This window comes from Rhodoblastus sp., assembly GCF_052145335.1.
GTDB lineage: Bacteria > Pseudomonadota > Alphaproteobacteria > Rhizobiales > Beijerinckiaceae > Rhodoblastus.
Genome location: NZ_JBKQOU010000357.1, coordinates 1 through 4,484, shown reverse-complemented (window position 1 = coordinate 4,484; position 4,484 = coordinate 1). Strand labels below are relative to the sequence as shown.

Genomic DNA, 4,484 nt, shown 5'->3' with positions numbered 1-4,484 from the left:
GGCAGCGCCTGGGCGACCCCGCCGTTCCCGGCCGAAGACCGGACCATTCCCTATTCCGGCAATTTGCCGGCATGTGAGGATACGTGGGCTCTGCAGGTCATCACCTCGGCCTTCAATTATTCCCGATACTGGTATTCCCTGCAGCGGCTCCAACTCGACCATTTCGAAGCGGTCAAGGAAATCGGCTTTCGCACCAATGGTCCCGAGTTCATTCCGCGCCGCTATTGCGTCGGCCGCGCCATCTTCAGCGACGGCCGCCAGCGCGAGGTCAAGTATAATCTGATCGAGCGCGGCGGCTTCGTTGGCCTCGGCGATGGCGTGGAATGGTGCGTCGTCGGTGAGGACCCGTTCCATGTCTATTCGCCAGCATGCCGCGCCGCCGGTCCCTGACAGGTGTTTTTCGCGCGAGAATTGCTGAGGCGTTTTTTCGCGGCGTTTCTGCTGGCATTGACCGGCATGTCCGCCCATGCCGCCAGCGACTGTGTTCTCGACGATTGCTCCGACCGGCAAGCCTCGCCGCAGACGCGCGAATATCGTTACAATCCGCGCCGAGGCGGCGCGGCGCCGGCGGGCGATTTCGATTTTTACGTGCTGGCCCTGTCCTGGTCGCCAAGCTTCTGCGCCGGCGGCGGCGCGGAGAGGTCACGCAACCAGTGCGCCCCCGGGGCCAATCCCGGTTTCGTCGTCCACGGATTGTGGCCACAATATTTCCAGGGCTATCCTTCGAACTGCGGCGGCAACGGCTTCCTGCCTTTTTCGGTGCTGAACGGCCTGAACGGGCTTTATCCCGACCAGGGATTGGCGCGGCACGAATGGCGCCAGCATGGAGTCTGTTCTGGCAAGAATCCGGCCGGCTATTTCGCCGACGTGCGCGCGGCGCGCGAAGCGGTGACGATTCCGCCGACCCTCCGGGCGCCGGGAGAGGAGCGGAGCACTTCGCCGCTCGACGTGCAGCGCGCCTTCATCGAGGCCAATCCGCGCCTGCGGCCGGGCATGATGGCGGTGACCTGCCGGCGCGGCGTGTTGCAGGAGGCGCGCATCTGCTTTTCCAAGGATCTGCGCGATTTCGTCGCCTGTCCGCAGGTGGCGCGCGCCGGATGCCGCAGCCAGAGCATCGACGTTCCGGCGGGGCGGTGAGCCGCTTCTGCGTCGCGCCGTCAGGACCTTCGCATCATGAATTACCGACACGAATTTCACGCGGGCAATTTCGCCGATGTGCTCAAGCACGTCTTTCTCACCCGCATCCTGCTCTATCTGCAGCGCAAGGATAAGCCGTTCCGCTACATCGACACCCATGCCGGAGCGGGGCTTTACGACCTGGATGGTCCCGAGGCGGCGCGCTCCAATGAGGCGCGCGACGGAATCGGCCGTCTGCTCGACGCGCCCGATCTCGGCGCCGCTGCGGAATTGCTCGAGCCTTATCTGGCGGCGGTCCGCGCGACAGGAGCGCCCAACCTTTACCCCGGCTCGCCGGTTATCGCGCAGAAGTTCTTGCGCGCCTGCGACAAGGCGATTTTCTGCGAAATGCTGCCCGAGGCGGCGAAGGGGCTGCGGCGTTCGCTAGGCCGCGATTATCGCGTGAAAACGGTCGAGATCGACGGCTACCAGGGACTGAAGGCTTTCACGCCGCCACCCGAGCGGCGGGGGATGGCGCTGATCGATCCGCCCTATGAGCGGCGCGACGAATACGAGCGGATTTTCGACACGCTTGGCGCGGCGCTTGATAGATGGGCGGGCGGAATTTTCATGATCTGGCAGCCGGTCAAGGAGCCTGAGGTGGTCGAATCCTTCTGCCGCGCCGTCGCGCTCGCGGCGCCGGGAGCCTTGCGCATCGACTTTCAGGCGGAGACGCCGGCGCCCGGAAAACCTCTGTCGCGGACCGGCCTCGTCATCGTCAACCCGCCCTATGTGCTGGAAGAAGAAGCACAAATCATCCTCCCGGCGCTCACGCGCATTCTGGCGCGGGGACCTGGGGCGGAGTTTTCGCTGGAACATCTTGGTGGCGAAAAAGTTCCGTCAAGCTGAAGCCGACTTAAGGAGAAAAAGGCAAGCCTTGCCAAGCGCGACAACTTGCCGCAATTTAATAGCAGTTGGGGAGCTTCGCGAAAGCGTAGCCGTTGACGGGAAAAAATCCGCGGCGATGTTCTGCCTGAAGCAGGACATTCCACCAATCGGCCGATCGCGAAACGGGCCGGGTGGACTGCATTTTTTGGAATTGCAATCCTCGCGTCGTTTGCCTCGGCGCGCCTCGCCCCGCGATTTGGCCATGACCGGAGGGAAAAGCGTCATGCCGCAACAGGGCACTATCAAGTTCTTCAATGCCGACAAGGGTTATGGCTTCATCAAGCCGAGCGATGGGGGGCGGGATATTTTCGTCCACATCACCGCGGTCGAGCAGGCCGGACTGGCCTCGCTGAACGAGGGGCAGAAAATCTCGTTCGAAGTCGAGCCGGACAAGAAGGGCAAAGGCCCCAAGGCGGTCAATCTGCATCTGGATGGGTGAGCGAAAAAGCTCCGGGTCGATCGTCTGTCGCGCGAAAAGCTTGCGTCCCCGACGGGAATCGGGTTCGTTTCGGCTGTCGCTCGTTCGGCGCGCACGGAGTTCTTTTCCATGAAATTGTTCTATTCGCCGCCCTCGCCCTTTTCGCGCAAGGCGCGCATCGTCGCGGCCGTGCTCGGTTTCGGCCCGCGCCTTGAGCTTGTCACGGCCGACACGCTGAATCCGGCCGACGTCATTCGTCAGAAAAATCCGCTCGGCAAGATCCCGGTGCTGGAAACCGACGAGGGCGCGTCTATTTACGACAGCGCGGTGATCGTCGCTTATCTCGACGATCTGGCCGGGGGCGGGCGCGTGATCCCGCGCGATTTTCAGGCGCGGTACGAAGCCCTGACGCTGGAGGCGCTGGCAGACGGCATGACCGAGGCTTCGGTGCTGCAGATCTACGAAACCAGGATGCGGGCGGAAAACGAGCGCAGCGCCAACTGGGTCGCGCATCAGAAGGGCAAGGTTTCCCGCGCTTTGGCTCAACTTGAGGCCGCGCCGCCGCCGTCGGGTTTCGCCGGCGGGGTTCCATCGGTCGGCGCGATCGCGCTGGCCTGCGCGCTGGGTTATCTCGACCTGCGGTTCGAGGGCGCCTGGCGCTCCGATCATCCGAAACTCGTGGCCTGGCTCGACGCTTTTTCCGCCGCCATACCCGCTTTCGGCGCCACCGCTGCATAAAAAAGCCCCGGCGGATCGCCGGGGCTCGAATTTGCGGGAGGGTCTTGCTTTTTGTCCGCCCGCCCAAAGGGCCCGGCGCGCGGTGGTTTGGGATCAGAACTTGTAGTTCACGCCTGCGCGCAGCAGGTTGAGGTTCGCGCCGACGCTGGCGTAATTGGGCGTATTGTTGAAATAATTATTGCTGGCCAGAGAGACGTAAAGATATTCCGCCTTGGCGGTGATATGTGGGGTGATCGCATATTCCACGCCCAGGCCGAGTGTGAAGCCATTGGCGTAGAAGGTCTGGTCGGCGACGGCGGAGGCCGGAACATTGTTCAGGACGCCGCGGATATTGGCGCCGGCATAGCCGCCCGTGCCGTAAGCCAGGAAACGGTCGGCGGCATAGCCAAAGCGGGCGCGGATGGTGTCGATATTCTGCACCACGCCGGTCGAGCTGACGCCGGGATAATAGGTGGCGTCGTCGGAGATGTGGCTCCAGGCGTAATCGCCTTCGGCGCCGATCAGCAGATTGCCGGACTGGTAATTATAGCCCGCGGTCAGGCCGAGCAGTCCGCCGGTCGGGGATGTGCCGAAGTAATTGGCGCCTGGCCCATTGAAGCCGCCAAAACCGACGCCGAGATTGGCGCCGACATAAAAGCCGGTCCAGGTAAAGGTGGGCGGATAGTCGTAGCCTTGCGACGCCTGTCGGTAGGGCAGGTCGGCCGCCTGCGCCAGCGAGGCGAAGCCGATCGCGGTTCCACCGATCACGGCGATCAGAACCTTTTTCATCACATAAACTCCAGATTCGGGCCGTTTGCGGTCCGTCTGAAATGATTTAGATCCGTAAGGGTAATCGGTCGGTAAAAATAAATGGTTTATACGTTTTAAGGATTGTGATGCGCTTATGGCGAACAATAACTTAAAATATGCGGCGTATGTTTAAGAGCTTTATTGCATGTCTTAATTGTGAAGCGGGGCGTACAGGCACCTTATTCATAGACAATACAGTAACATAGCGCATGAATATGCTGGTTAATAAACGATTACGAGTTGACGACAAGGGGAATTACGGCGCATTCGCGCCGCGTCAATCGGCGCCATCGGCGACCAGCTCAACTCGATTATCGACACAAGTACCGCGCTGGCTGCGACCGTCGATAAGAGCACTGGCGTGGAGAGCATGATCAAGCCTTCAGGCGACGCCAAGGTCGACGACGAGTTCTCGAAGATCATGGGCAAGAAATAGTCGTGTCGTGCCCTTGTCGCAAGTTCGCCAGGGTGGCAT

Annotated in this window: 6 protein-coding genes; 5 read left to right on the top strand and 1 reads right to left on the bottom strand. The window is 61.6% G+C overall.

What is annotated here, in order from left to right; genetic code table 11:
- The 5 genes from ACLP2E_RS21395 to ACLP2E_RS21375 form a co-directional block, all read left to right on the top strand.
- The coding region (locus ACLP2E_RS21395; protein ID WP_442467064.1) for a hypothetical protein at nt 1-390 on the top strand (390 nt) is incomplete at its 5' end.
- Nucleotides 391-456: 66 nt separating this feature from the next.
- Entirely contained in the window at nt 457-1,137 is a 681-nt protein-coding gene (locus tag ACLP2E_RS21390; protein ID WP_442467063.1) for a ribonuclease T2 family protein, read from the top strand.
- A gap of 36 nt (nt 1,138-1,173) precedes the next feature.
- Complete coding sequence (locus ACLP2E_RS21385) at nt 1,174-2,025, top strand: 23S rRNA (adenine(2030)-N(6))-methyltransferase RlmJ (protein WP_442467062.1); 852 nt, start codon at nt 1,174-1,176, stop codon at nt 2,023-2,025.
- 262 nt (nt 2,026-2,287) lie between these two features.
- Complete coding sequence (locus ACLP2E_RS21380; RefSeq protein WP_442463683.1) at nt 2,288-2,503, top strand: cold-shock protein; 216 nt, start codon at nt 2,288-2,290, stop codon at nt 2,501-2,503.
- A 108-nt stretch (nt 2,504-2,611) separates the two neighbouring features.
- Complete coding sequence (locus tag ACLP2E_RS21375; protein WP_442467061.1) at nt 2,612-3,220, top strand: glutathione S-transferase family protein; 609 nt, start codon at nt 2,612-2,614, stop codon at nt 3,218-3,220.
- Nucleotides 3,221-3,313: 93 nt separating this feature from the next.
- On the opposite strand, the gene ACLP2E_RS21370 is transcribed toward ACLP2E_RS21375, so the two are convergent.
- Nucleotides 3,314-3,988 (bottom strand): outer membrane protein, encoded by a 675-nt coding sequence (locus ACLP2E_RS21370; RefSeq protein ID WP_442463685.1) that lies wholly within the window; start codon nt 3,986-3,988, stop codon nt 3,314-3,316.
- Nucleotides 3,989-4,484 lie beyond the last annotated feature (496 nt).

What these genes read in the sequence shown, in the direction of transcription:
- ACLP2E_RS21380 (WP_442463683.1), top strand. Translation starts at nt 2,288, where the DNA reads ATGCCGCAACAGGGCACTATCAAGTTCTTCAATGCCGACAAGGGTTAT.
- ACLP2E_RS21370 (WP_442463685.1), bottom strand. Translation starts at nt 3,988, where the DNA reads ATGAAAAAGGTTCTGATCGCCGTGATCGGTGGAACCGCGATCGGCTTC.
- ACLP2E_RS21385 (WP_442467062.1), top strand. Translation starts at nt 1,174, where the DNA reads ATGAATTACCGACACGAATTTCACGCGGGCAATTTCGCCGATGTGCTC.
- ACLP2E_RS21375 (WP_442467061.1), top strand. Translation starts at nt 2,612, where the DNA reads ATGAAATTGTTCTATTCGCCGCCCTCGCCCTTTTCGCGCAAGGCGCGC.
- ACLP2E_RS21390 (WP_442467063.1), top strand. Translation starts at nt 457, where the DNA reads ATGTCCGCCCATGCCGCCAGCGACTGTGTTCTCGACGATTGCTCCGAC.